Here is a 24,386-nt window from a genome sequence, read left to right on the forward strand (position 1 = left end):
CATGAAATATGGATTACTGGGTCTGGCTGCGCTGCTGCTCAGCACGCACGCTTATGCTGAAAACTATCGCATCGTTCAGTCCCCGGCACAGAAACTGGATGTCTGGATTGATGACGTCAAAAACAATCAGCTGTCGAGCTGGTGTAACAGCACCATTAACCTGCGCATCGTCACCCTGGGTGAGAAAAACGCGTCGGTGCTGAAAGAGTTTCTGCCACGGGTGGCTGGCCTGATGGCGTCGCAGTGTAAACCGCTGCAGCAGCTGCACTGGCAGCTGACCGATACAGAGGGCAGTGAAATCGCTACCGGCAGCGCCGCCCGGGCGCAGCAGTGGAAAACCGTGGTGACGCCGCCCGCACCGCCTGCACAACAACAACCAGCCACAGCTGCCGTGCCCGCGGACCCATTGGTCAATGCCGCCCAAGCGGATACCTCGCCATGGCTGCAGTTCAGCCTGCTCGACGGCTGCCATTTCCGCACCTGGTGGCAGCATCCGGCGCAGGGCAGCGCGCTGTTTGTGCCGGCAAAGCAGGGGCTGGTCTGCGGTTCCGATGGCTGGCTCAGCGGACACAGTCGTCTGACGCAGCAGGGTAACGGCGCACCGGCAGCCGTCGGCGTGACCTTCCTGCAGGGCTTCCCGGTGATGGGGCTGAACAGTCAGTCGCCCACCGCCGAACTGCACATCACCACGGTTAACAGCGAGCGCATGGTGCTGAGTAACGAAAAATCCCCGGACAGCTGGCTGGTTCTGCCGTTCAGTAACCGCTTTAACGGCTGGCAGGCGGCCCGTCAGGTGGTGGTGCTGATGCCCGCCAGTGAAGCCGCTGATGAGAGTGCTTTGCAGGCACGTCTGCAGGAAGTCCGTAAAGTCTGGTCACCGTGGGTCAGCGGCAATACCACGCTGAGCGTACAGCTGGTGGAAAAACTGCACCCTGAACTGAAAGATCCCGCCGCTGCGGTATATCGCACCCTTAACTGACGCAAAAGGAGTTTGCATGGAATCCTTACAACATCATCTTGCGAACGCCACGCTCAGCGAGACGCTGGCTGACGTTACCCGCCAGATTCAGGCCAGTCCGGCGAACGCCGATCTGCGCGCCGCCTTTGTCCAGTTACTCTGCCTGGCGGGCAACTGGACGCGTGCGCAGACGCAGCTGCAATCCTGGCTGGCGTTAAGCCCGCAGGCGCAACCAACGGTTAATCTGTTGCAGCAGGCGATTGCCGGTGAGCGGCAGCGTGATGCCGTGCTGCGTGGCGAAACACAACCCGTGCTGCCGGGCAGCGCCTGGCACTGGTGCGACACACTGCTGGCCGCATTACAGGCCGAAACCGCGGGTGATGTCGCGCGCGGCAGCGCACTGCGTGCCGACGCGCTGGAGCTTGCGGCCGCCAATCCCGGCACCGCGACCGGGCAGGATCAGTCCACCGCTTTCAGCTGGCTGATGGATGGCGACAGCCGTTTCGGGCCGGTGTGTGAAGTGATCAATCAGGGCCGTTATTACTGGATTCCGTTCGCCGCCATTCGTGAGATGCAGTTCCAGGCACCCGCCAGCGTCACCGATCTGGTGTGGCGTCATACTCGGGTGCAGCTGGTGGATGGCAGCGAACAGGTGTGTCAGATCCCGGCGCGCTATCCGCTGCTGGCGGGTGCGGACGAGCGTTTTCTGCGCGCCAGCGTCACCGAATGGCAGCCGCTGGGCAACGATCCGGACCAGTTTATCGGCCAGGGACAAAAAATGTGGCTCAGCGACAGCGCGGAGTTCTCGCTGCTGAGCCTGCAGCAGGTCGCGTTCGATAACGTTGGGTCCGCCGATGAGCCATGATTCAGGCGCGCACAACGACGGCTATGCCCAGCTGCATGGCGGCTTTCGTGCGCGCAAAAAGCGCGATGCGCTGACCGCCCGCGACAAACTGCAATCCTCGCTGCTGGACCGCCTGACCGACAACGCGCCGGACAGGCAGCAGGAGCCGGAGAACAGCATGCTGATCAGCCACAGTACGCTGCGCCGCCACGTGCTGCGCGATCTGCAGTGGCTGTTTAACACCATCAACAACGAAGCGCAGCAGGATCTGGACGGTTTCGATCAGGTGCAGCGCTCTGTCTGGAACTTCGGCGTAGCGCCGCTGGCCGGGCAGAACGTCTCCGATATCGAATGGCAGGATATGCAGCGCAAAATGACCAACGCCATTCTGCACTTCGAGCCGCGTATTCTGCCGCAGGGTCTGCAGGTGCGCTGCGTCAGCGATCTCGGCTCGCTTAGTCTGCACAACGTGCTGTCGATTGAGATCAAAGGGCGCCTCTGGTGCGTGCCTTATCCGCTGGCGTTTCTGTTCCGCACTCAGGTTGATCTGGAGAGCGGCCATTTCGAACTTCAGGATGCAGGGTAATCATGGACAGCAATCTGCTCGACTATTACAACCGTGAACTGGCTTACCTGCGCGAGATGGGGGCGGAGTTCGCGACGCGTTACCCGAAAGTGGCGGGACGTCTTGGCATGCATGGCATCGACGTGGCGGACCCCTATGTCGAGCGGCTGATGGAGGGATTCGCCTTCCTGACGTCGCGCGTGCAGCTGAAGATGGATGCGGAGTTTCCGCGCTTCTCGCAGCGCCTGCTGGAGATGATTGCGCCATCCTATCTCTCGCCAACGCCGTCAATGGCGATCGCGCAGCTCACGCCGGACAGCCGCAAGGGTGATATCACCCAGGGCTTTCGCGTGCCGCGCGGCACCATGATGGAGAGCCAGAACCTGAAAAAAACCGGGGTGACCTGCAGCTACACCACCGCACACGATGTGGTGCTGCATCCGCTGCGCATCAGCGAAGTCACTCTCGGCGGCGTGCCCGGCGATCTGCCCTCTGGCGAACTAAAATTGGGTGGTCTGGGCGCGGCCAGTGCGCTGCGCATCCGCATCAGCTGCGAGGGGATCTCCTCACTGAGTCAGCTCAGTGTGGATGACCTGATGCTGTTCCTCAGCGGCCCCGATATCCAGGCGCTGAAGCTGCTTGAGCTGCTGATGCAGCACCGGGTCGGCATCGTCCTGCAGTCGGCAGAGCAGCGGCCACAGCGTCAGGTGCTGACGGATGACGCCCTGCAGCAGGAGGGATTTGCGCCGGAGCAGGCGCTGCTGCCGGACGATCTGCGCAACTTCGACGGCTATCGTCTGTTGCAGGAGTATTTTGCGTTTCCGGCGCGTTTCCAGTTTATCAGTCTGAGTCAGCTCGGCCCGTTCCTGCGCCGCTGTGACAACGCCACGGCGTTCGACATCATTATCCTGCTCGACAAAGCGGACAGCGCGCTGGAAAGCGTGGTCGATCACAGCCATCTGGCGCTGCACTGCACGCCGGTCATCAATCTGTTCCCGAAAACCGCCGAGCGCCTGAAGGTCAGCGACAGCCAGCATGAATATCATCTGGTAGTGGATAACATCCGGCCGCTGGATTATGAGGTGCATTCGGTGCAGCGGCTGTTCGCCACCGTAGAAGGCCAGCGGGAAGAGCAGGTTTTCCGTCCTTTCTGGAGCACCTTCAGCGGTGACCAGGGTGATTACGGTGCTTACTTCTCGCTGCGCCGCGAACAGCGCACCTTGTCAGAACAGGCGCAGCGCTACGGCACGCGCACCGGCTATATTGGTTCCGAAGTCTTTCTCTCGCTGGTGGATGAGCATCACGCGCCGTGGCGTGATGACGTGCGCTATCTCTCCGCCGAGGTGATGTGTACCAGCCGCGATCTGCCGCTGATGCTGCAGCAGGATCAGGGCAACTTCGTAATGCCGGATTCTATTCCGGTGTCGGAGCTGAAGCTGTGCAAAGGGCCGACGCCACCGCGTCCGGCGCTGGCCGAAGGCCTTTCTGCGTGGCGGCTGATCAGCCATCTGCAGATGAACTACCTCAGCCTGATGGACAGCAGCGACGGGGAAGGTGCTGCGGCGCTGCGCCAGCTGCTGAGCCTCTACGCCAACCTGGCGGAAGCGCCGGTTGCCCGCCAGATTGACGGCATCCGCCACTGTACGCTCAGCGCGGTCAACCGCCGCGTGCCGGAACCGGGCCCGGTAGTGTTTGCGCGCGGCGTCAGCATCACGCTGGAGGTGGATGAGCAGGCGTTTTCGGGTGCCAGTCCGTGGCTGTTCGGCAGCGTGCTGGAGCGGGTCTGTGGCCGCCTCGTAGCGCTCAACAGCTTCACGGAGTTCACCCTGAACAGCCAGCAGCGCGGCGAAGTGGGCTACTGGCCACCGCGCATGGGCCGGAAAGCGCTGATATGAGTGGCGAAAAAGTCATTACGCTGCCGCGGCTGACCCGACTGCCGGATGATTTCTGGCAGAAAGTGATGGCCGCGCCGTGGCGCTACGATCTGTTCCAGCTGCTGCGACGCCTGGATGCGCAGGGCGGTCAGCGCTATCCGCTGGGCCGTGCGCCGCTGCCGAAGTTCGAATCGGTGCGCATCGGTCAGACGCCGTCACTGGCGTTTGCGCCCGCCACCGTCGCCAGCGCCACGCCACGTGAAGAGTCCGGACGCCATGAGCTGTCGATCTACAGCTTTGGCCTGTTTGGCCCCAACGGGCCGCTGCCGACCCATCTGACTGAATATGTGCATGAACGCATCGTGCATCATCAGGATCACAGCCTGTCGGCGTTTGCTGACCTGTTCCATCACCGCGCCACGCTGCTGTTTTATCGCGCCTGGGCGGATGCGCAGCCGACCGTATCGCTGGATCGCCCCGACGACAGCCGCTTTCTGAACTATCTCGCCTGCCTGGCGGGCATCGGTTTACCGGCCCAGCAGCAGGCCAGTTCGCTGAGTCTTCATGCCCGCCTGATGCTGGTGGGTCATCTCAGCCGTCACGGTCACGATGCCGAAGGGCTGGTGCGTATCCTGCGCCACTACTTTGGCGTGCCGGTCCGGCTGACGCAGAACCTGCCGCACTGGCTGACGCTGGACAGCCGCGATCAGGCCCGGCTCGGCGCGGGACGCCACATGCCCCGGCTGGGTGCCTCTGCTTTTCTCGGGGTGGCGGTGCGTGACGTGCAGCACCGTTTTCGCCTGCACCTGGGCCCGCTCAGCGCCGCGCAGTATGCCCGTTTTCTGCCGGATGCTCCCGGCGCGCAGGAAGTGCGCGACTGGGTGCGTCACTACCTTGGCATCGAAATGCAGTGGGATCTCAGCCTGATCCTGGCCGCTGACGAAGTGCAGGGTGTGGCGCTGGGCGGCGCTGCCCGGCTTGGTTACACCAGCTGGCTGGGGCAGATGCCGCAGCCGCAGGATCGAGAAGATTTTATGTTTGAGGTTGAGGCAGCTTCGCGCTAGCCCAGCCGCTTTCCCTGTTACACAGCCTGCGTCTTTCATTGAAGAGAGCCCCCTATGTCAGAAATCAGCCGTGCCGTGCTATTCGGCAAACTGGATACGCTGTTATTTACCTCGCTGGAAAGCGCCACCGCCTTTTGCAAACTGCGCGGCAATCCCTATGTTGAACTGGTGCACTGGCTGCATCAGCTGATGCAGCAGCAGGATGGCGACTTACAGCAGGTCATCACACATTTTTCACTGGATGAAAAGGCCCTGACTCAGGACATCGTTGCCGCGCTGGATCGCCTGCCGCGCGGTGCCAGTGCGGTCTCCGACCTCTCTGAGCATATCGACAGCGCCGTGGAGCGGGCATGGGTTTACGCCTCGCTGAAATATGGCGCGACCCGCATTCGCGGTGGCCATCTGCTGATCGGCATGCTGAAAACTTTCAACCTGGCCAGCGTACTGAAAGGCATCTCCGGCCAGTTCAGTCGCGTCAACGCCGATGCGCTGCTGGAGCAGTTCGACACGCTGCTCAGCAACAGCAAAGAAGCGCAGCAGGCGCTGATCGCACCGGTGGATGCCGCTGGCGCACCGCCTGCGGCCAGCGGCAGCACGCTGGAGCAGTACGGGCAGGACCTGACTGCGCGCGCACGTGACGGCCGCATCGATCCGGTGACCGGCCGTGACGATGAGATCCGCCAGATGGTGGATATTCTGATGCGTCGTCGTCAGAACAACCCGCTGCTGACCGGCGAAGCAGGTGTCGGCAAAACCGCGGTGGTCGAAGGTCTCGCGCTGCGTATCGCGGCGGGCGATGTGCCTGCGCCGCTGCGCGATGTGCAGCTCTGGCTGCTGGATATCGGCCTGCTGCAGGCGGGTGCCGGGATGAAAGGGGAGTTCGAAGCACGGCTGCAGGCGCTGATCAATGAGGTGCAGTCCAGCCCGACGCCAATTGTGCTATTTGTGGATGAGATCCACACCCTGGTCGGCGCGGGCGGTCAGCAGGGCACCGGCGATGCCGCCAACCTGCTGAAACCGGCGCTGGCGCGCGGCCAGCTGCGCACCATCGGCGCGACTACCTGGGCCGAATATAAAAAGTACATCGAGAAAGACCCGGCGCTGACCCGTCGCTTCCAGACCGTGCAGGTGCAGGAGCCGGATGAAGCCAAAGCGATTCTGATGCTGCGCAGCACCGTCAGCGCGCTGGAGAAACACCACCGGGTGCTGCTGCTGGATGATGCGGTCAGTGCGGCGGTGAAACTATCCCATCGCTACATTCCGGCGCGTCAGTTACCTGATAAAGCCGTGGCGCTGCTGGATACCGCCTGCGCCCGCGTGGCGGTCAGTCAGGGCGCACAGCCTGCGGCGCTGGAGGATTGCCTGCACCGTCTGGCCGCGCTGGAGATTGAAGCGGAGATCATTGAACGCGAAATTAAGGTCGGCCTCGGTGACGTCACCCGCCAGCAGGCGATTGCCGCAGAGCGCACTGCCCTGGAAGCTGAACGCGATGCGCTGCAACAGCGCTGGCTGCAGGAGCGCGAACTGGTCGAGACCCTGATTGCGCTGCGCGCCCGCTGTGTGACCGAAGAGGATGCGGCGCTGCGTGAACAGCGTGATGCAACGCAGCAGCAACTCACTGCGCTGCAGGGCGACACGCCGCTGCTGTTTGCCGCCGTCGATGCGGGCGTAGTGGCTGCCGTGGTGTCGGACTGGACCGGCATTCCGCTGGGCCGGATGGTGAAAAATGAGATCGACGCCGTCCTGAATCTGGCTGACACCCTTAACCAGCGCGTCATCGGCCAGCGTCACGGTCTGGAGCTGATCGCGAAGCGGGTTCGCACCACACGCGCGCGCCTGGACAACCCCAACAAACCCGCAGGCGTCTTTATGCTGTGCGGTCCGTCCGGTGTAGGGAAAACCGAGACCGCACTGGCGCTGGCCGAGTCACTGTATGGCGGTGAGCAGAATATCATTACCATCAACATGAGCGAGTTTCAGGAAGCGCACACCGTCTCGACGCTGAAAGGCGCCCCGCCGGGCTACGTCGGTTACGGCGAGGGCGGCGTGCTGACCGAAGCCGTTCGCCGTCGTCCCTACAGCGTGGTGCTGCTGGATGAGATTGAGAAAGCGCATCCGGATGTGCATGAGCTGTTCTTCCAGGTGTTCGACAAAGGCTGGATGGAGGATGGCGAAGGCCGCCACATCGATTTCCGCAACACCATCATCATTCTGACCTCGAACGTCGGCACGCAGTTGATCAGCGCCATGTGCGCCGATCCTGAACTGATGCCGGATCCCGATGCCCTGAGTACCGCACTGCGTAAGCCGCTGCTGGAGGTATTCCCGCCTGCGCTGCTGGGCCGTCTGCTGGTGGTGCCCTATTACCCGCTCAGCGATGACATGCTGGCGGAGATCGTGCGGCTGCAGCTGGCGCGCATCGTGCGTCGTCTGGCCGACAACCACGGCATTGAGGCGCAGATCGACGAGTCGGTGGTCAGCCAGATCGTACAGCGCTGCACCGAGGTGGAGTCGGGCGGTCGCATGGTCGATGCCATCCTCACCAACACGCTGTTGCCGCAGATGAGCCAGATACTGCTGAGCGCCCACGCCCGCGATGAACGCTATCGCCGCGTTGAGGTGCGTTGTGAGCAGGGCGAATTTGTCTGCCAGTTCGCTGTTTAAAGCCTAGTCATCAGAGAGTTTTCGAATATGTCGGAACATGATCAACCCCTGAATGTCCCCAACGCCCTGCCGCTGGGTTACCGCTTCAATGAGTTTGAAATCAAAGAGGTCATCGGCGGTGGCGGCTTTGGCATCGTCTATCGCGCCTGGGATCACCAGCTTGAGCGTGATATCGCTATCAAAGAGTTTATGCCCGCCTCGCTGGCGGTGCGCAGCGATGACCTGAATCTGGTGCTGCGCAGCGAGCGCTTCAGCAAAACCTTTCACGCCGGCCTGAACAGCTTTATTCAGGAGGCGCGGCTGCTGGCGCGTTTTAACCATCCGAACCTGCTGCACGTGCTGCGTTTCTGGGTGCAGAACGACACCGCCTACATGGGCACGGTGTTCTACAGCGGCACCACGCTCTCGAACTTCCGCGAACGTAATCCGCAGTCGGTGAATGAGGCGTGGATCCGTCGCATGCTGCCGCCGCTGCTGGGGGCGATTAAAACCATCCATGAAGCGGGTTATCTGCATCGCGATATCTCGCTGGATAACATCCAGATCCAGAGCAGCGGCGAGCCGATTCTGCTGGACTTCGGGTCGGCGCGTAAAACCATCGGCAACCTGTCGGATGAGAGCGAGACCATGCTGCGCCCCGGCTATGCGCCGATTGAGCAGTACAGCGACAACGACGAGAGTGAGCAGGGCGCGTGGACCGATATCTACGCGCTGGGCGCGGTGCTGCACACGCTGATTACCGGTGCGCCGCCGCCAGTGAGCGTAGTGCGCAGCATCGAAGATAACTATCAGCCGCTGGTGCAGCGTCGTCTGGCGGGCTACTCCACCGCGCTGCTCAGCGCCGTGGATCGCGCGCTGGCGCTGAAACCGGAAGACCGTCCGCAGAGTATTGATGATTTTGCGGTGCTGATGGCGCTGCCGGAGCGCGAGCCTGAACCGCTGCTCAGCGCAAAAATGAGCGGGCCGGGCACCATGCTGGTGCCGATTGAAGAAGAAGAGGTCGTCACACCCGCCTCGCCGCTGAAAACGCTGCTGGGGCATCGCTTTGCACTGCCGGGTCTGGTGGCCGCAGGCGTGCTGGTCGGCCTGTGCGCCGGTCTGCTGATGTCGCGTGGTGAGGACCAGACGGCGCAGGCTGAGACCGCGCAAAACAGCGCGCCTGCCGCCACCGTCGCGCCGGTTAATCAGCCGGTGGCTGCGCCACCGACGCAGGCTGAGACCCCACCGGATACCGTTGCCAGCGCCCCGGCTCAGACTGCTGAGCCTGCGCAGACCGCCGCACGTGAACCCGATCCTCAACCGGCACCGCCCCCCGCGCCGGTCGCTCAGGTCTATATCCGTCTGCAGCAGGGTGAACGTGTTCAGGTCAACGGTCAGCCGCAGGCGCTGGTCCCGGCGGTGAATGGCTTCGCCACGCTGCAGCTGGCACCGGGTAACTACACCTTTGCCATTAGTGGCCAGAGTGGCACCCGCCAGCAGACGCTGACCATCAGCGAAGAAGGCGTCTGGTTGCTTGATCCACACAGTTAATAGTCAGGGATTACTTATGTTCTCACGCATTACTGCACAGCTGCCGGCGGACGGCCTGCTGTTCCACACGCTCACGGGCACCGAGACGCTGTCCCGTCCGTTTGTGCTCACCGCCGAACTGCTGGCCACCGACGCACGCATCGACCGTCACGCCCTGCTGGGCAAGCCGGTGACCTTTTCGCTGCCGACCGATGGCCTGATGAGCGCGCTGAGTCCGCGCTACCTCAACGGGAAAATCACCCGGGTAGCCGTGCGCAGCCAGGAGCTGAGCGGCACGCGCTACGCGGTCTACCAGCTGACGGTCGAGCCGGACCTGTGGCCGATGCGGCGCGACCGCAACCTGCGTATCTTCCAGAGCCAGACGGTGCCGCAGATTGTGCAGACGCTGCTGAAGGAGTACGCGGTCAACGTTGAGACGCGGCTGGCGGGCAACTACCGGGTGTGGGAGTACTGCGTGCAGTATCAGGAGAGCAGCCTGGACTTTATCAGCCGCCTGATGGAGCTGGAGGGGATTTACTACTTCTTCCGTCACGAGGCGGACAAACATACGCTGGTGCTGTGCGACGCGCCGGACCAGCATCAGGCGTTTCCGGGCTATGAGACCATTGCTTATCACGTCACCCCGTCTGGCGGGGTGGTCACGGAAGAGGGCATCAGCCAGTGGTCACTGGCGGAGAGCGTGACGCCGGGCATCTACAGCACCGACGACTACGACTTCCGCAAGCCGAACGCGTGGATGCTGCAGGCGCGGCAGAACCCGGCGTCGCCGGTGCCGGGCTCGGTGGACGTCTACGACTGGCCGGGTCACTTTGTCGACCACAGCCACGGCGAGTCCTATGCACGCATCCGTCAGGAGGTGTGGCAGGCCGAGCACCACAGCGTCAGCGGGTCGGGCACGGCCACCGGTATCGCGCCGGGCTTTACCTTCGCCATCATCAACGCGCCGCACTTCAGCGACAACGGCGAGTATCTGGTGACCTCGGCGACCTATGACTTTGCCGAGAACTCCTACGCCAGCGGTGATACCGGCGACAGCCGCCACAACATCAGCTTTACGGTGTTGCCGTCGTCGGTGACGTACCGCACGCCGCCGGAGATGCCGTGGCCGAAAACGCACGGCCCACAGACCGCGAAGGTGGTCGGGCCGAAAGGCGAGTCGATCTGGACCGACCGCTACGGCCGGGTGAAGGTGAAGTTTCACTGGGACCGTCTGGCGAAGGGCGACGACACGAGTTCGTGCTGGGTGCGCGTCTCCAGCGCCTGGGCCGGTCAGGGGTTCGGCGGGGTGCAGATCCCGCGTGTTAACGACGAAGTGGTGGTGGACTTTATCAACGGCGATCCGGATCGTCCGCTGATCATCGGCCGCGTGTATAACGAGGCGAGCATGCCGCCATGGGCGCTGCCGGCGTCGGCGACGCAAATGGGCTTTCTGAGCCGGTCGAAGGATGGCACGGCGGACACCGCGAACGCGCTGAGGTTTGAGGATAAGGCGGGTGAGGAACAGGTCTGGCTGCATGCTGAAAAGAACATGGACACTGAGGTGGAAAACAATGAAACCCACAGTGTTGGCAGCAACCGGACCAAAACCATCGGCGGCAATGAAACCACCGAGGTGAAGAAAAACCGCACTGAAACAGTCGATCAGAATGAAACCATTACCGTTCATCAGAACCGTACTGAGACGGTGGATGGTAATGAAACCATCACCGTGCATAGCAATCGCACCGAAACGGTCGATCAGAATGAGAAAGTGCGGATTGGCCAGAATCAGGCGGTAACGATAAATGGCAATCAGACACTGAAAGTGGATCAGGCGAAAACTGAAACGATTGCTCTGGCATCAATGCTCAATGTCGGCCTGGCGCAGAACACAAATATCGGGGCAGCCTATGTGCTCAATGTCGGCGCTGGCTGGATGACTAATGTCGGCGCAATGCAGATGCACAATGTCGCTATGAAATATTCGCTCAATGCCGGGCGGGATATCGCACTTTCTGCCGGAACAAATGCAGAGTTCAGTGCTGAAGACAAAATCACCCTGGTATGTGGCGAATCGATGATTGTGCTTGAGCAGAATGGCACCATCACTATCAGCGCGAATAAAATCAAGCTGGTTGGTGAGAAGGTGATTGATATCGATGGTACACAGATAGACATCAACTGATTATGGAAAACTTTGCCAATTTAACTGCCTTTCCTGCATTACTCTTTGAGTCCTTAGATCAACACGACCATGGCTTTTCAACAGTCGTTGCCCGTCTTAGCTATGATCTGGATATAAAAAGTGGTGAACTAGTTTTCTGTGAGGATCAGGGTGAGCTGGTTGAGCAGGACAGCTATTTCGCTGAGCAGGGCCGGAGTAGTGTCCGATTTGAAAGCGATTTGGCCCCCTATAAACCACGTATGGATGTGGTCATTAATGCGACCGCCTGGGCACCTGAAGATAAGCCGGTAAAAAGTTTTACTGCTGGCGTTCAGTTGGGGGAATTTACCCGTCTCATTAAAATTAATGGGCCGCGTGAATGGCGAAAGATGATTGCGACCTGGCAGCTGAGTGAATCTCAACCGATAACATCGCTGGATCTTCGCTATGAATACGCCGCGGGGGGATTCTACTCTTCAGAAGGTGAAAAAATTATTGCCTCCCCGGTAAACAGTGTTGGGATGGGATGGTATCCTCCCGAAGTACTGAAAAACCTGAAAGCCCAGCGCCTGACAGCCCCACAGATCGAGTGGCCAACACAGCCAGTACAAAAAATTGATCAACAGTCATCACCTGCGGGTTTTGGCTTTTTTGGACGGGGCTGGCAAGGAAGGATTGAACTGGCAGGACGCTACGATGAAAAATGGCGAAAAGACCGTCATCCTTTGCTGCCGCAGGATTTTAACTTTGCTTACTGGAATGGCGCGCATCCCTTAATGCAATTTCCCTTACCGGAACCACTCAAAAGTGTACCTGTAACGCTGCGTTATTTTATTTCATCCCGTGAGATTGAGAATCAGCAAATTCATTTGCAGGTACCCGTGGAGTCACTTTTTGTCTTTATTACCACGGAGAAAGGGGCTGGAGTGGCAAAAGATATGGTCCTTGATACGCTGGTTATCGACCTGAATGAGCGAAAAGTACATTGTAGCTATCGTACTGTAATTTCGGAACTTATGGAGCCGGCCATGACCGAACTGCGTTTCATCAAAGCGGAACAGCGCCAGCAACAGCTTGAGCTTGCCGCAAGCCATAATCGTCACTCTGCTTCACGCCAGTTTGTGCCTTTACCACCGAGTCTGTTGGCGAAATTACAGCAGGTGAAAACGAATGGCTGAAAATTACGCTGCCCGTAAAGATGGTGCATACAAAGTAGTAGGTATGGCACCTGATCTTTGTTTTACGCCGGGATCGCAATCTCCCGTCCCCTATCCCGTACAGACCACGCTTGGCTCATCTGCATCCACAATTAATTCTGTCAAATTTAATGGTCATCCTGCCTTTGTATTCAATCAAAGTTTTGTGCCCAAAACGATTGGAGATGCAGCAGGAACGAACAAGGGTGTTACCAGCGGAACGGTGGAGGGCAATTGTTGGCCGATTGAACACAGTCCTGATACCAACATAGGCGGTTTCAAAATTATCAGAGTTCAGGATATGTTTTTCATGAATGGCAGTTTCTTGCCAGGCATGCTCGGTATGACGAAAAGTGAAAGATGGAAATACCGTAAGTATTTGATTGAATTGGGAAAGAGCAGTAGCAACAAGGATGTGCAGGCTGCAGCAAATCGTCTCGAACTGGATAACACCGCCGTTGAAAAAGCTCGTTTAGCCTCAGTGATTTATGATGGAGGCGATCCCCGGGAACTAACCCCTCATATGCCTGAAGGATGGACTGATATCAGTAATGATTCAGAGGCATTAAAAAAGATAAATTTGAAACCTCAAGATCTTATTGCTACTGCGTCTCCGGGGTTCAGAGCCAGAGTTTATGCGCCGGATCCGGCAGTATTTGGCGATGATATAAAAACCTCTGTCGTTTTCCGGGGTACAAGGCCGAGTGAGCTTGAAGATTGGAAGGCGAATTTCAACCAAGGCGTTGACAAAGAAACGGGCTATTATGAACAAGCCGTTCAAATAGGTACGCACTTATCTAAAACAAGTAATGTTGATGTGGTCGGTCATTCTCTGGGCGGTGGGTTAGCGTCTTCAGCATCAGAAGCAGGAAATGTTAAAGGGTGGACATTTAATGCTGCGGGTTTAAACCTGAATACTGTCTCACGATATTCCGGTTCGGCGGCTTCCGGAGATGGAAAAAATATCGATGCATTCAGAGTGAAAGGTGAAATACTGACCGATATTCAGGAGAATAATGCCGGGCGACTGCTGGATTTTGGAATGAAATATGGGCCTGGGCTGGCAATGTTAAAAGCGTATATTGCGGGGAAGGCGCCTGACTCCGCAGGTACAAGACACAATCTAACCGGCGGAGAGGGCAATCCTGTCACCTTGCACGGCATGGATCAGGTCATACACTGTCTGGAGTTAGAAAAAAGCCATGATATAGCAACCATCACAGGAGAAAATAATTGAACATTCTAAGGAAAATGATTTATTTGCCTTTTTTATTTGCGTTTTTAACTTTACAGGCTTGTGATATGAAGAAAATTCATCCCGAAGATTATTTTTCAGGAAGCCAGCTCCAGCTGGCGCAGGCAATTGAAGAGGGCAACGTTGATGAGGTGGAAAAATTATCAACGCAAACCGATCTTAATAAGCCTGGCGAGAAGGACTTAACGCTTTTGTATTATGCCCTGAGTGAGGCATCAAAAAAGGAAGTTAACAGAATAAATATATTGAGTGTTTTAGTAAAACATGGCGCTAATCCTCTTCAATACGTTGTCGACATGGGATCTGTGGCAACCAATACAGCAGGATACGCAGACCCTGTGTTTTTTAAAGCCTTAATTAAAGGCGGGATGGATAAAAATGCGAGATTTGAAAGCACGCCGATAATATTTTATGCAACCAATGAAAGATCCTTCCCGACTCTGAAATATCTTGTAGAGATTGGTGCTGATGTCAATGCAAAAGATAGCTTAGGTCAAACGGCAATTTTTCAAGGTCTGTATGGTCAACAATATGATCAGGTTGAATACCTTCTCAATCATGGCGCAGATGCAAATATTACTGATGTTAATAATGTAACTTTTAATCAGTTTTTGGATAAAATCATCAGTAATACCAATAAAGATAATAAGATGGCAATCGATAAGCTGGAAGATATAAAAAAATTAACCCACAAAAATTAACAGGGATTTGGGTCAAATTTAAAATCAGCTTCTGATGGATGCCTGAGCGTGCGATTAATTTAGACTGATGAACCTGGCATGGTTATAATAAGTGACAGGTTCAGATTGCATAACGGCCTGCTTAAACAGCTCTGCTCGTGATTTAACAGGCGCTAAGAAGTGCTGGCTGGCGTGTCAGATGCATAGTGATAAACCCTGACTTATTCACTTTCTGGCATGATAGCGAGATGGTGCGGTACTGGTATCAATCCTCGCACCTGAATAATGTGGGCATTATGATGATTGCTCTGGAATTTTAATTATTACATGCCTGTATGTTACGATCTCACTCATTGATTTTGTATAAAACCCCTTTTGACAATATCTGGCCGCTTTATCTTTTTTCTCACCGCAATGAATAAATCCTTAAGCGGCGGCTGGTGAAACTATTTACCTGAACTGCATCGCATGCCTTATCTGAATAAGCACGCTTAATATAAAAAATCCTTCTTTAACCTGTATATTTTCGCACGGAGCTCCAATGGCAACCGGAAATACGATTGGTAAATTACAATATGCGCCTGCGCCACAAGGCCATGTGGCGGCGGGCAGTGCCAACCCGCCGAAAAAGAAAAGCTGGTGGAGCAGTTATGGCGACTGGGTCCATACCGGTCTGGACGTGTTAGGCGCAGTTCCAATTGTCGGCACGGTGGCTGATGGCGCGAACGCGGCAATTTACACCGCAGAAGGCGATTATGGTAACGCAGCACTTTCAGCTGCATCGGCGGCAGCTAACTTTGTACCCGGTGGTGGGGCAGCGTTTAAAGCCGGTAAGCTGGCAGCAAAGGCTGGTAAAGCAGTAGAAGCCGCGAAAGTGGGCAAGGGTATTGTAAAAGAAGGTGCTGAACTGGCAGAAAAAGCAGTCGTCAAAGCTGAAACAACCGCCGCTAAAGCTGAAGCTAAAGCCGCTAAAAAAGAAGCTGATGAAGTTATCAGCGCTAAGAAAGCGGGCAGCGAAAAGGGAGGCAGTGACAAAGGACATGCGCAGAAAAAGACTGAGCCGTGCAAAATTCCGGCAAGGCCTCTGCCGCAGGTCGATATGGCGATTGGTAGTCCGGTTAACCCTGTACTGGGTATCAAACTGCTGTTCGGCCCTGAAGATAATGATTTCTTTTTTCCAGCCTCGGTCCCCCTAAACTGGCAACGCTACTATTTTTCCGATGAAATCGGCAATGGCTGGCTGGGACAGGGCTGGTCACTGCCCATCTCACAGGAAGTGCGTAAGAAAAATCATCTGCTAATATTGATCGATGAGCAGGGGCGTGAAATAGAGTTTCCTTATCCTGATACAGGACGCAGGCCACAACTTCATCGTTACGAACAACTCTATATCTCGCAGCCACAGGCAGAGGAATTCTGCATTTCAGACGCAGATGAAAGTCAGCACTGGCACTTTACACATAAAGCTGAATCTGACCGCTGGCTGCTATCCGCCATCAGCGACCGTCACGGCAACCGCCTTATTATTCGTTACAACATCCTGCATCTGCCGGTGCAGATTGAAGACAGCGCCGGGCGTCGTTTTAATATCAACTTCTCTCAGTTTGAATCGGACACAGGGAGTGCTTTTTTCCGTATCACCAGCGTCAGCGTCTGTTATCCGTCTGATCCTCTGAATGCCGAAATTCTGTGCCGCTACGATTATTCACCTCAGGGTGACCTGATTACCGTACGTAATGAGCTCAACGAGGTGCTGCGTGAATTCCGGTACCGTAACCATATTATGGTGGCGCATCGCCGCGCGGGCGAAATGGAGTGTTTTTATCACTATGACACCTATGCTCCTGAAGGAAAGGTACTGGCACATCGCGACAGCCTCGGCGGGGAATGGCGTTTTGAATATGGCAGTCAGACTACAACGGTCACTGATGCACTGGGACGCGTGACACGCTATGACTTTGACGACAATAAGGAACTGATTGGCTATCAGGATGCGATGGAAGGGCATATTCGTATCAGACGTAATGCCCGCGGTCAGATGACACAACTCACCGACCAGAGCGGCCGGATAACGCGCTACCGCTATGATGAACGCGGCAACTGTACGGCAATCATTGAGCCAGATGGTCAGACTACACGTTTTGATTATCACGAACGCTGGAACACGCCAGTTCGTGTGACCAACATGCTGGGCGGCACGCGTGAATTTATCTACGACTCAGCAGGAAACTTAATCCGTTTTTCGGATGAGATAGGACGCATTACAGAATACAACCATGATGACCGTGGCAATCTGGTCAGGGTACGTGATGCTGCGGCGGGTATACAAACGTTATGCTGGAACCAGGCCAACTTTCTTATCAGTCATACCGATTGCTCAGGGCGCACATCGACATTTGACTATGACAAATATGGCTGGATGAAGCAGCAGACGGATGCGGCAGGAAATCATACCCGGTTCTATAACCGATGGAATGGCCTGCCCCAGCGTATTGTGCATGCCGATGGTGGAACGGAAAGCTTTGAGTTTGACCGCTGGAAACGTCTGATTGCCTGGCAGGATCCTCTGGGGCAGGTTACGCGCTGGACGCTGGCTGCTGATGGCTTGCCGCTATCACGCACTGATGCACTCGGTCACAGCATTGGCTACGAATACGATCTGGCCCGTCGCCTGACCGTACTGATTAATGAGAACGGTGCGCGATATACATTTCGCTACGATGCCCGGGATAACCGGGTGGAGGAGCGCGGGTTTGATGGTTGTAAAACGCGTTATGAATATGATGACAGTGGCTGGCCGCTGGCTCGTATTGAAGAAGGCGATGGCAGCGGGCAGGTAATCCACTCCTACTACCAACGGGATCCCGCCGGGCGATTGCTGGAGAAACTGGTGTCGCGCGGTGGAGATGCCACATGGCAACGTACCCGCTATCGTTACGATGCGCTGGGACGCCTGACTGCAGGTGTCAATCACGGCGGTCGCTCTGAGCTGGAATGGGACGATGCCGGGCAGTTACTCGCTGAGCGGACGCTGGTTCGGGGTCACCGTTACGAACTGCGCCACAGCTATGATGAGCTGGGTAACCGGACGCACACCACCTTGCCGGATGGCCGGGAACTGAAGCAGTTTTATTACGGCAGCGGGCATCGGGTCCAGGTTAACTTTGGTAACCGGGTCATCAGCGAAAGCGAACGTGACGTCATGCACCGTGAAGTGCATCGCACCCAGGGCGCAATCAGCAGTGAATATCTGCACGACGAGATGGGAAGGCTGATAAGCCAGCGTGCGTGTCGTGGCGCGCAGTCAGCGGTGGCACGCGAATATGTCTGGCGTCGCGATGGACAGCTGACGCAGATGACGGATAAATACACGGGCGATTATCGCTACGAATATGACGCGCTGGGACGGATGACGCGGGCACATGATGAGCATTTCGCCTTTGATCCGGCACACAATCTGCTGAGTGATTCGCAGGCGCAGCCCCTGCAGGATAACCGACTCAGGGTTTATGAAGATAAACGCTGGACCTATGACGGCTTTGGTAATGTGACGCGCAAACAGAGTGGCCGCCACATAGACCAGCAGTTTATCTGGAACGCTGAACATCAGCTTACCGAATCGGTGAGCATCCGAAACGGAAGCGAGCAGCGAACCACCTACGGGTATGATGCGTTTGGACGTCGAAGCTGGAAACGCGATGCTTTTGGTATCACGCGCTTTATCTGGGAAGGCAATCGCCTGCTGAGTGAGGTGAGAGGCTCGCGTCAGCACCTCTGGATTTACGAGGATGACAGCTTTGCTCCCTTGGCGCAGATCAGTCTGCAGCAGGGCGAGACGGAGCATGAAGCTCAGGTTAACTGGTATCACAACGATGTGTCTGGTCTGCCACGAGAGCTGACCGGTGCTGATGGCAGTGTGGTCTGGCGTGCCGTCTATCGTGCCTGGGGTAATACGCTGCGCACAGAGCAGGCCGCAGTGGAGAATACAGAGCCGGTTTATCAGCCACTGCGCTATCAGGGGCAGTATTTCGATGCGGAAACAGGTTTGCACTATAACCGCTTTCGCTATTATGATCCGGATGCGGGCAGGTTTGTGAGCCAGGATCCGATAGGGCTTGCTGGTGGGGTTAACCTTTATCAGTATGCGCCGAATCCGCTGAGCTGGGTGGATCCGCTGGGGTTGAGTAGATGTAAAGATAGTTACGAACAAGCTAGAAACAAAGCATTAAAATGGCTTGAAGAAAGAGGCTTTAAGGCTGAGAAAGTTAATACTGGAAAATTCGGCGCTACTAAAGGCAAGCCTGTAGGAATGACAACCGCTGACGGCAAAACTGGATTTAGAATCGAGTATGACGAGCGTAGCGGCGCTCATATAAATGTATTCAGTGGAAAAGAAAAAGGTGAACACTATCTTTTTGAAGCGACAGAATCATCAGTGAAAAGACTACAAAAATTGTTTAACTTACCGTCAAAGTCGTGGAGAGGAAAATGAATTTAGATCAAGAGGTATTGTTGGCGATGGATAATTTTCATCCCAAGCCAACAATAATTAATGAATGGGAGCCAATTGCTGATGTGCTCTCTGAGTCGTTTAATTGGAAAGGCTCAAAAATAGACTGGAAGTGTTTGGAGTTACATATTGAAAAGCCGATTGATTTCAAATCTACACAAATTGAAAAAGAAGTTGAAGAATTCATTAAGGAAAGTGGGTTATATAAATTTATAAATGAGGGTGAGATAATTTATTATGTTAATGACTCGTCGCTTGATTTTGCAGTTTCGCTTGGTTCGAAAATATTCCTGTCTTTTGTGATCTATGTAATAGATAACATCCCTCAGCATCATTATTTTTTTGATGAGGGAGCGAATTGGTGTTTTGCTATTACTGCAGAGGGTTATCTTGACTTTGGTGTTAAGGGTTAATTCTAATGGTTTTTTATATTAAGTTACTATAGAGTGAGCTTTTGGTTGGTCTTTATATATAAACAAGTTGGGTCTAGTAATTTTTAATTTAGATCTGCCTTTGCTCTCAAACGAGAATGATACATTTTGGTTATGATAAATAAAGAAGAATATACCGCTCTTGACTACATTAACGATGCTATTGATATCACTAATCAAAGAGCCTTAGATAAGCCTGATTTTACAGTTTTTCAGGTTGCTCTGAAACAGCTTATTTATGTAAAAAAATATTAACTGGTGAAGAAAATGATAAAAGTGTTCTGCATAGTATGAATCTGGGGAGTCTGGCTTCCAAAGAGTTTGATACAACTGACCCAGAGCTTGCTAAACATCTTTCAAACGCAAATTATATTGCCTCTCAAATAGGTGCTGGGCTAAAAGTTATCCTGCCTCATCAAACCGATCCAGAATATGGAAAACGGAAAAAAAGATATTTAAAACCCCAGAAGTAAATAGGTGTTGGAGTGTTTTATTCTGTCTTTATTAGTTGATATCCAAATCACATATTGACTGCAAAACTTACTTTGTTACCTATGTTCATAGATTTTGCTTGTTATTTTTAAGCAGGAGTCTGTGTAGGAAATAATTTCATCCTGACACTTGTTACTTCTAATCAGAAGATGCTTTTAGTAAAAATTATTTCCCTTCAACTTTAACTGGCACTCTTCACTGTCAGTTCTGTCAGTTCTGTCAGTTCTGTCAGTTCTGTCTGTACGGATAAACCATGTTCCCGCGCATTACTTCACCGCAGCCGGCTTGCTGTTTGATACGCTTACGGGCACCGAAATGCTGGTCGTCCGTTTGTGCTCACCGTCGAACTGCTGTTCACCGACGCGCGTATCGACCATCACGCTTAGGTACGCTAGCAGGTGACTTTTACGTACCGTCCCATAGCCTGATGAACGCACTTAGTCCGCGCTAACTTAACGGCAAAATCACCCGCGTGGCGGTGCGCAGCCAGGAGCTGAGCGGCACTCGATACGCGGTCTATTAACTGACAGCCTGACCTGTGACCGATGAAAAGTGACCGCTATCATTAGCGCTTCTAAAACGGTTCTGGCTGCTAATTGATTTTTAAAACGGATGGCAACAGCATGGAAATCTTTGCGTTTTTCTTCTTCTTATTATTGGCGGAATATTTTATCTGGAGCAGTAAGATTTCCTATGGAAAAAGAACGCTGGCTTTTATAGGAAAAGCTTTTATCGGTGTTTTTATCGCCATCATAGCTATCGGGTTCGTGCTTAAAGGACTGGCAGCGATAGTCCCAGGTTTTACCAGGAACGCCGCAGGGGACTTAATGGAGGCGTTAGGTGCGTCATTATTTTTTATATGGGGTATGAGGTTTATACTTGTTGGGTTGTGCAATATGTTTGGCACTTTTATGGATTTTCACAGGAAATATAATGCTGCTAATTACAGGAGGTTTTCACCGATTACGAATAAGCTGGCGCCAGGGCTATTCATTTTTTCAAAAGTCATTCTGTCTCTTGGGTCTATAGTAATTTATTACGGTATCTGGCTGGCGAATTAAATTAAGAAGGGAAGCCGGCTGTTAATATTGATACGGATTATGCTTTCCCTTACGCCGGGTTTCTCTAAAGAAGCGATCGAACAGCGCTTCCTGAAATGCCTCTATACTCCGGCCAGAGAAGAAATGTTGTATCACTGGGTTGTGCTGCCAAAAGCCCCAAGCCAGCGGAACTGATGCCAATTGGCTTTCCAGATATCTGTAAACCCATATCGGACGCTACTTAACCACGTATGACTCACCCTGCCTGGGACTTTGTGCGGCGTATGAAAGCTGCGAGTGTGGGGTGAACGCGTCTGGCTGGCTGTTTAAAAAGCCTGCCATGACGGGCTAAAAGTCATGCACCGCCACGGGAGCTGAAACGGGACGGTGCGCTGCCTGTGTAGCGGGTTGCAAACGGTGATTGAAAGCAGCAGCGTGACATGCAGTATCTGTAGATCGCGGGTGCTGGGAGCCGCTAATGCACATCGATACGCCGGGTGACAGCGCCATGACGTACTGGTACCCAATCTCTAATATAAGTACGGAAACTAATTATGTTCTCACGCATTACTGCACAGCTGCCGGCGGACGGCCTGCTGTTCCACACGCTCACGGGCACCGAGACGCTGTCCCGTCCGTTTGTACTCACCGCCGAACTGCTGGCCACCGACGCGCGCATTGACCGTCACGCCCTGCTGGGCAAACCGGTGACGTTTACGCTGCCGACCGATGGCCTGATGAGTGCGCTGAGTCCGCGCTACCTCAACGGCAAAATCACCCGGATAGCGGTGCGCAGCCAGGAGCTGAGCGGCACCCGCTACGCGGTCTACCAGCTGACGGTCGAGCCGGACCTGTGGCCGATGCGGCGCGACCGCAACCTGCGCATCTTCCAGAGCCAGACGGTGCCGCAGATTGTGCAGACGCTGCTGAAGGAGTACGCGGTTAACGTTGAGACGCGCCTGGGGGGTAACTACCGGGTGTGGGAGTACTGCGTGCAGTATCAGGAGAGCAGCCTGGACTTTATCAGCCGCCTGATGGAGCTGGAGGGGATTTACTACTTCTTCCGCCACGAGGCGGACAAGCATACGCTGGTGCTGTGCGACGCGCCGGACCAGCATCAGGCGTTTCCGGGCTATGAGACCATCGCCTATCACGTCACCCCGTCGGGCGGCGTTGTGACGGAAGAGGGCATCAGCCAGTGGTCGCTGGCGGAGAGCGTGACGCCGGGCATCTACAGCACCGACGACTACGACTTCCGCAAGCCGAACGCGTGGATGCTGCAGGCGCGGCAGAACCCGGCGTCGCCGGTGCCGGGCTCGGTGGACGTCTACGACTGGCCAGGTCACTTTGTCGACCACAGCCACGGCGAGTCCTACGCGCGCATCCGTCAGGAGGTGTGGCAGGCCGAGCACCACAGCGTCAGCGGGTCGGGCACCGCCACCGGCATCGCGCCTGGCTTCACCTTCGCCATCATCAACGCGCCGCACTTCAGCGACAACGGCGAGTATCTGGTGACCTCGGCGACCTATGACTTCGCCGAGAACAGTTACGCCAGCGGCGACACCGGCGAGAGCCGTCACAACATCAGCTTCACGGTGCTGCCGTCGTCGGTGACGTACCGCACGCCGCCGGAGACGCCGTGGCCGAAAACGCACGGTCCGCAGACCGCGAAGGTGGTGGGGCCGAAAGGCGAGTCGATCTGGACCGACCGCTACGGGCGGGTGAAGGTGAAGTTTCACTGGGACCGGCTGGCGAAGGGCGACGACACCAGCTCCTGCTGGGTGCGCGTCTCCAGCGCGTGGGCCGGTCAGGGGTTCGGCGGCGTGCAGATCCCGCGTGTTAACGACGAAGTGGTGGTGGACTTTATCAATGGCGATCCGGACCGTCCGCTGATCATCGGCCGGGTGTACAACGAGGCGAGCATGCCGCCGTGGGCGCTGCCGGCGGCGGCGACGCAGATGGGTTTTCTGAGCCGGTCGAAGGATGGCACGGCGGACACGGCGAACGCGCTGAGGTTTGAGGATAAGGCGGGTGAGGAACACCTGTGGATCCAGGCGCAGAAGAACATGGATACGCATGTTAAAAATGACGCCAGCCATTCCGTCGCCAACAATCACAGCCATTATGCGGGCGGCAATGAGCTCTACCGTGTCGAAACTAACCGCGTCCACGGAGTGAAAGGGGGCGAAGAGCGGCTGACCGGTAAGGGCAAACTCGATGCGGTGGTTGATACTTACGTCGTTGGGTCGGGCACTAAGCTTCGTTTTGAATGCGGAGAGAGTGCTATCGAACTCAATGCGAATGGTCAGATTAATATCGTCGGCAAGGGGTTCAATATTTTCGTGCAGGGCGATGGTCATATCACCACCTCTGGCGGCAAACTGAACCTGAACACAGATGGTGCGAAGCCAGGCACCAGCGCACCGGGATCCAGTCATAAACAGAACATCAGTCAGGCCGTAGATAACCTGTTCCCGCCGAAGCAGAAAGGGCAGGCTGCATCCGCTGCACCAAAGGCTGCGGCGGCCCCGGCGAAAGGTGCGGCTGCGCCGTTAAAACAAAATACAAATGCGGGTGATCCGAAGAAACTTGATGATAGTGTCGTCCGGTCAATTATGAAGTCGGAAGGTGCGGGTGGTGAACAGGGGGGTGTACCGGAAATGTATGGTTTCAGAAAAGGATTTGGGCCTGCATATAAAGATATCGCTGCCGCCAGGAAACAGTATGGACAGGGTAGTGATGAAGAATTCGCAGTGGTTTCAAAATATATGAACCAGACAGCCCAAAAAGCCGGGGCGCTTAATTTTAGTGATCCAGGAAAACAAGCGGCCGTTATGTCATTAGCTCATATGAGAGGAGTGGGTGGCGCTCAGGCTATACTCAATTCTATGAGTGGTGATGATATCGTCAAATCTTCACAACTCACTGAAAAATCTATTGACTATGTTGAAAAAATGGGTTCTTCTGAATTCCAAAATGACCTTGTAAGCGCCAGATTGAATTATGACAAGGCTATATATGGTTCAACGACTACGGTGAAAAACGGTGTTTCATATAACTGGTGGGATCATTATTCAAACGGTTTGACCAAGCGCTATACCAATGAAGCTGCTGAATTTTTAAAGTTTTCAGGTGAATAA

Annotated in this window: 15 protein-coding genes and 1 pseudogene; all 16 read left to right on the top strand. The window is 55.3% G+C overall.

The window, feature by feature from the left end:
• Position 1 precedes the first annotated feature (1 nt).
• The 16 genes and pseudogenes from AC6I8E_RS07680 (at position 2) to AC6I8E_RS07755 (ending at position 24,386) form a co-directional block, all read left to right on the top strand.
• Positions 2-979, top strand: a complete 978-nt coding sequence (locus tag AC6I8E_RS07680; protein ID WP_095707332.1) for a hypothetical protein — start codon at positions 2-4, stop codon at positions 977-979.
• Positions 980-995: 16 nt separating this feature from the next.
• On the top strand, positions 996-1,823 hold the full coding sequence (locus AC6I8E_RS07685; protein ID WP_497824628.1) for a type VI secretion system accessory protein TagJ: 828 nt from the start codon (positions 996-998) through the stop codon (positions 1,821-1,823).
• Positions 1,813-2,388: a type VI secretion system baseplate subunit TssE gene (gene tssE / locus AC6I8E_RS07690; protein WP_061062261.1), complete on the top strand. Its 576-nt coding sequence runs from the start codon at positions 1,813-1,815 to the stop codon at positions 2,386-2,388. The genes AC6I8E_RS07685 and tssE overlap by 11 nt, the downstream gene beginning before the upstream one ends.
• A gap of 2 nt (positions 2,389-2,390) precedes the next feature.
• The gene (gene tssF / locus AC6I8E_RS07695; protein ID WP_147788300.1) at positions 2,391-4,262 is read left to right on the top strand and encodes a type VI secretion system baseplate subunit TssF; all 1,872 of its coding nucleotides are present in this window, start codon (positions 2,391-2,393) and stop codon (positions 4,260-4,262) included.
• Positions 4,259-5,305, top strand: a complete 1,047-nt coding sequence (tssG, locus tag AC6I8E_RS07700; protein ID WP_041456810.1) for a type VI secretion system baseplate subunit TssG — start codon at positions 4,259-4,261, stop codon at positions 5,303-5,305. Before tssF ends, tssG begins: the two co-directional genes overlap by 4 nt.
• A 54-nt stretch (positions 5,306-5,359) precedes the next feature.
• Positions 5,360-7,969 (top strand): type VI secretion system ATPase TssH, encoded by a 2,610-nt coding sequence (gene tssH, locus AC6I8E_RS07705; protein WP_061062264.1) that lies wholly within the window; start codon positions 5,360-5,362, stop codon positions 7,967-7,969.
• A 27-nt stretch (positions 7,970-7,996) separates the two neighbouring features.
• A complete protein-coding gene (locus AC6I8E_RS07710) occupies positions 7,997-9,499 on the top strand; it encodes a serine/threonine protein kinase (protein WP_497824629.1) in 1,503 nt (500 codons plus the stop codon).
• Between the two features lie 16 nt (positions 9,500-9,515).
• Entirely contained in the window at positions 9,516-11,663 is a 2,148-nt protein-coding gene (locus tag AC6I8E_RS07715; protein WP_497824630.1) for a type VI secretion system Vgr family protein, read from the top strand.
• A gap of 2 nt (positions 11,664-11,665) precedes the next feature.
• Positions 11,666-12,820, top strand: a complete 1,155-nt coding sequence (locus AC6I8E_RS07720; protein ID WP_312215357.1) for a DUF2169 family type VI secretion system accessory protein — start codon at positions 11,666-11,668, stop codon at positions 12,818-12,820.
• Positions 12,813-14,075 carry a Tle-like phospholipase domain-containing protein gene (locus tag AC6I8E_RS07725; RefSeq protein WP_497824631.1) on the top strand — a complete coding sequence of 421 codons (1,263 nt, stop codon included), beginning with the start codon at positions 12,813-12,815 and terminating at the stop codon, positions 14,073-14,075. Before AC6I8E_RS07720 ends, AC6I8E_RS07725 begins: the two co-directional genes overlap by 8 nt.
• Positions 14,076-14,140: 65 nt before the next feature.
• Positions 14,141-14,794 (top strand): ankyrin repeat domain-containing protein, encoded by a 654-nt coding sequence (locus tag AC6I8E_RS07730; RefSeq protein WP_312215354.1) that lies wholly within the window; start codon positions 14,141-14,143, stop codon positions 14,792-14,794.
• 520 nt (positions 14,795-15,314) lie between these two features.
• Positions 15,315-19,265, top strand: coding sequence for an RHS repeat-associated core domain-containing protein (locus tag AC6I8E_RS07735; RefSeq protein WP_497824632.1), 3,951 nt, complete (start codon positions 15,315-15,317; stop codon positions 19,263-19,265).
• Positions 19,262-19,696 (top strand): type IV secretion protein Rhs, encoded by a 435-nt coding sequence (locus AC6I8E_RS07740; RefSeq protein ID WP_497824633.1) that lies wholly within the window; start codon positions 19,262-19,264, stop codon positions 19,694-19,696. Before AC6I8E_RS07735 ends, AC6I8E_RS07740 begins: the two co-directional genes overlap by 4 nt.
• Before the next feature lie 132 nt (positions 19,697-19,828).
• A pseudogene (locus tag AC6I8E_RS07745) lies at positions 19,829-20,187 on the top strand (immunity protein Tsi6 family protein).
• 642 nt (positions 20,188-20,829) lie between these two features.
• Positions 20,830-21,267, top strand: coding sequence for a hypothetical protein (locus tag AC6I8E_RS07750; protein WP_497824634.1), 438 nt, complete (start codon positions 20,830-20,832; stop codon positions 21,265-21,267).
• Positions 21,268-21,800: 533 nt separating this feature from the next.
• Positions 21,801-24,386: a type VI secretion system Vgr family protein gene (locus tag AC6I8E_RS07755; protein WP_497824635.1), complete on the top strand. Its 2,586-nt coding sequence runs from the start codon at positions 21,801-21,803 to the stop codon at positions 24,384-24,386.

The organism is Pantoea sp. X-Soil-YNGN-785 (assembly GCF_059730585.1).

Excerpts from the sequence above, each read along its gene's own strand:
- AC6I8E_RS07730 (WP_312215354.1), top strand. The coding sequence starts at position 14,141 with ATGAAGAAAATTCATCCCGAAGATTATTTTTCAGGAAGCCAGCTCCAG.
- AC6I8E_RS07735 (WP_497824632.1), top strand. The coding sequence starts at position 15,315 with ATGGCAACCGGAAATACGATTGGTAAATTACAATATGCGCCTGCGCCA.
- AC6I8E_RS07750 (WP_497824634.1), top strand. The coding sequence starts at position 20,830 with ATGGAAATCTTTGCGTTTTTCTTCTTCTTATTATTGGCGGAATATTTT.
- tssE (WP_061062261.1), top strand. The coding sequence starts at position 1,813 with ATGAGCCATGATTCAGGCGCGCACAACGACGGCTATGCCCAGCTGCAT.
- AC6I8E_RS07725 (WP_497824631.1), top strand. The coding sequence starts at position 12,813 with ATGGCTGAAAATTACGCTGCCCGTAAAGATGGTGCATACAAAGTAGTA.
- AC6I8E_RS07755 (WP_497824635.1), top strand. The coding sequence starts at position 21,801 with ATGTTCTCACGCATTACTGCACAGCTGCCGGCGGACGGCCTGCTGTTC.
- AC6I8E_RS07720 (WP_312215357.1), top strand. The coding sequence starts at position 11,666 with ATGGAAAACTTTGCCAATTTAACTGCCTTTCCTGCATTACTCTTTGAG.
- AC6I8E_RS07740 (WP_497824633.1), top strand. The coding sequence starts at position 19,262 with ATGAATTTAGATCAAGAGGTATTGTTGGCGATGGATAATTTTCATCCC.
- tssH (WP_061062264.1), top strand. The coding sequence starts at position 5,360 with ATGTCAGAAATCAGCCGTGCCGTGCTATTCGGCAAACTGGATACGCTG.
- tssF (WP_147788300.1), top strand. The coding sequence starts at position 2,391 with ATGGACAGCAATCTGCTCGACTATTACAACCGTGAACTGGCTTACCTG.
- AC6I8E_RS07715 (WP_497824630.1), top strand. The coding sequence starts at position 9,516 with ATGTTCTCACGCATTACTGCACAGCTGCCGGCGGACGGCCTGCTGTTC.
- AC6I8E_RS07680 (WP_095707332.1), top strand. The coding sequence starts at position 2 with ATGAAATATGGATTACTGGGTCTGGCTGCGCTGCTGCTCAGCACGCAC.
- tssG (WP_041456810.1), top strand. The coding sequence starts at position 4,259 with ATGAGTGGCGAAAAAGTCATTACGCTGCCGCGGCTGACCCGACTGCCG.
- AC6I8E_RS07710 (WP_497824629.1), top strand. The coding sequence starts at position 7,997 with ATGTCGGAACATGATCAACCCCTGAATGTCCCCAACGCCCTGCCGCTG.
- AC6I8E_RS07685 (WP_497824628.1), top strand. The coding sequence starts at position 996 with ATGGAATCCTTACAACATCATCTTGCGAACGCCACGCTCAGCGAGACG.